The organism is Elstera litoralis, assembly GCF_000963705.1.
In the GTDB taxonomy this organism is placed as follows: Bacteria; Pseudomonadota; Alphaproteobacteria; order Elsterales; family Elsteraceae; genus Elstera; species Elstera litoralis.
Genome location: NZ_LAJY01000364.1, coordinates 1 through 1745 on the forward strand (window position 1 = coordinate 1; position 1745 = coordinate 1745).

The following is a 1745-nucleotide window of genomic DNA, read 5'->3' on the forward strand; positions in this document are numbered from 1 at the left end:
TTTGGGCAAAAACATACTGCGTCCCCGTCGTCGACGAGATCCCAGCGTCAACAGGAATACGCCCGTTCAGATTGGGAAGATTGAAGTAGGTCTGGTTGTCGCCACCAAACCGGCTCCCCAATAAGGCATATAAGGCCTGATACTGTTGCAAAACCATCCGCTGCCCATTGCAGGCATACCAACCGATCGGATTATATCCGAAAGGAAACATGCGAATTTCGCCAATAAAAGCGTCTGCCATAACAGCCTCCCGAAAATACGGTTAATTGTTGAAGTCTGGATAGAGGCCGTTTACGGCAATTGCGTACGACAGCACTAAGCTGGGTTGAATGTTCAGATGCGACTGATTGGCGCCGCCATCGACCTGAACCGTTTGCGACGCTGTTTGAAACAGCGTCCCCGCTTGCATTTCGTTACAATAGTAGAAATTGGGCGTAACATCCCCAGGAGCGTTCCCCGAGGAGGGGAGCATCCCGGTCGCCGGTGTCTTTGCGACAGACACAATGTGATTATGGGCGGGAACGGTTGCGGACGTGAGTTGAACCTCCTCTACGCCAGCCTTCTGGGCGAGCGCATAGTTCGTGCCGCCAGTTAACTGACCAAAGTTAACGGGGGTACGCCCGCGCAAATCCGGAAGATTAAAATTTGTCGTCCCATTGCCGCCATAGGTCGTGCCAATGAGAGAAAACAGCGCCTGATATTCGGCAACGCTCACAGCGCGGCCGTCGCAGGGCAAAAAATTGGCCGGCGCATATTGGTCGAACGCAAAAAGGCGAATTTCGCCGATATAAAACTCTGCCATGGGTTCCTCCAGTCGATAAGGGGGCCGAAATTAGTTGCGCGGCGGCCAAATGCCCTGCGTTGCAATGCAGATTTGCAACGCGAGAATCGGTTGCCGATTTTCATGAGGGGCACCCCCACCTGAGCTTGAAATCGTCGACGTATGCAGCGGTATCCAATTCGGATCGGTCGGCGAGGAAGGACTGGAGCTGTAGAGATTAAACGGCGGCGTTCCCGCTCCGCTGGCCGCGGCAAGGCCAATGTAATTGCCCGACGGGTTTGCCGCCGTCGTTGTGGTGGATTGCGACGCCACCAACGTGTGAATATGCGGCGGCATTTGTGCGGGGGTTAGCGTAACGCCCTCGGCCCCACCGGTTTTACCCAGTTGGAAGACGGTCCCACCAGCTTGGGACTGGCCCATACCAACCGCAACACGACCGCGCAAATCCGGCAGCGCGAAATTCACCTTTCCATCACCGCCATAGGTGTTATGCAATAGTGCAAAGAGCGCCTGATACTGTTGAATCGTCAGAATCTGGCCGTTACAGGGCAGCCAGCCTCTTGGGACCCGCCCAAACGCAAAAACTCTGAGTTCACCGATAAAGTTATCTGTCATTGCACCCTCCTCCGCTCGGCACGCTTTCAAGGTGATTCGGATCGTGCCGTGCCCTTAAAACACCATAGCACTGACCGGGAGTCACACGGGAAGTGAGTCAATTTAAGAATAAAACCGATTGAAAAAAATATAATCATATGCTAAAGAGTTGATAACTAGTATTACTCTAAAATAAGTTGCATGTGCAGGCACGGGGGCCATCCTCCGTCAATCTGGGCGTGTACTTGTTCTTTGGGCGACAACAGAGTAATATGTGACCTGAATTGCGGCTTGGAGGCGTGGCAATGCGCCTCCCTTCGCTGTGATGCTTGAGCGGTAAATGAATTTGGGTGAGCCAAATGGAACAGCA

The 1745-nt window shown here is 53.3% G+C and carries 3 protein-coding genes; all 3 read right to left on the reverse strand.

What is annotated here, in order from left to right; genetic code table 11:
- On the reverse strand, positions 1-241 hold a 241-nt coding region (locus VZ95_RS13685; protein ID WP_045776346.1), incomplete at its 3' end, for a phage tail protein.
- Between the two features lie 21 nt (positions 242-262).
- The gene (locus VZ95_RS13690) at positions 263-802 is read right to left on the reverse strand and encodes a phage tail protein (protein ID WP_045776347.1); all 540 of its coding nucleotides are present in this window, start codon (positions 800-802) and stop codon (positions 263-265) included.
- A 30-nt stretch (positions 803-832) separates the two neighbouring features.
- Positions 833-1396, reverse strand: a complete 564-nt coding sequence (locus VZ95_RS13695; RefSeq protein ID WP_045776348.1) for a phage tail protein — start codon at positions 1394-1396, stop codon at positions 833-835.
- Positions 1397-1745: the final 349 nt, after the last annotated feature.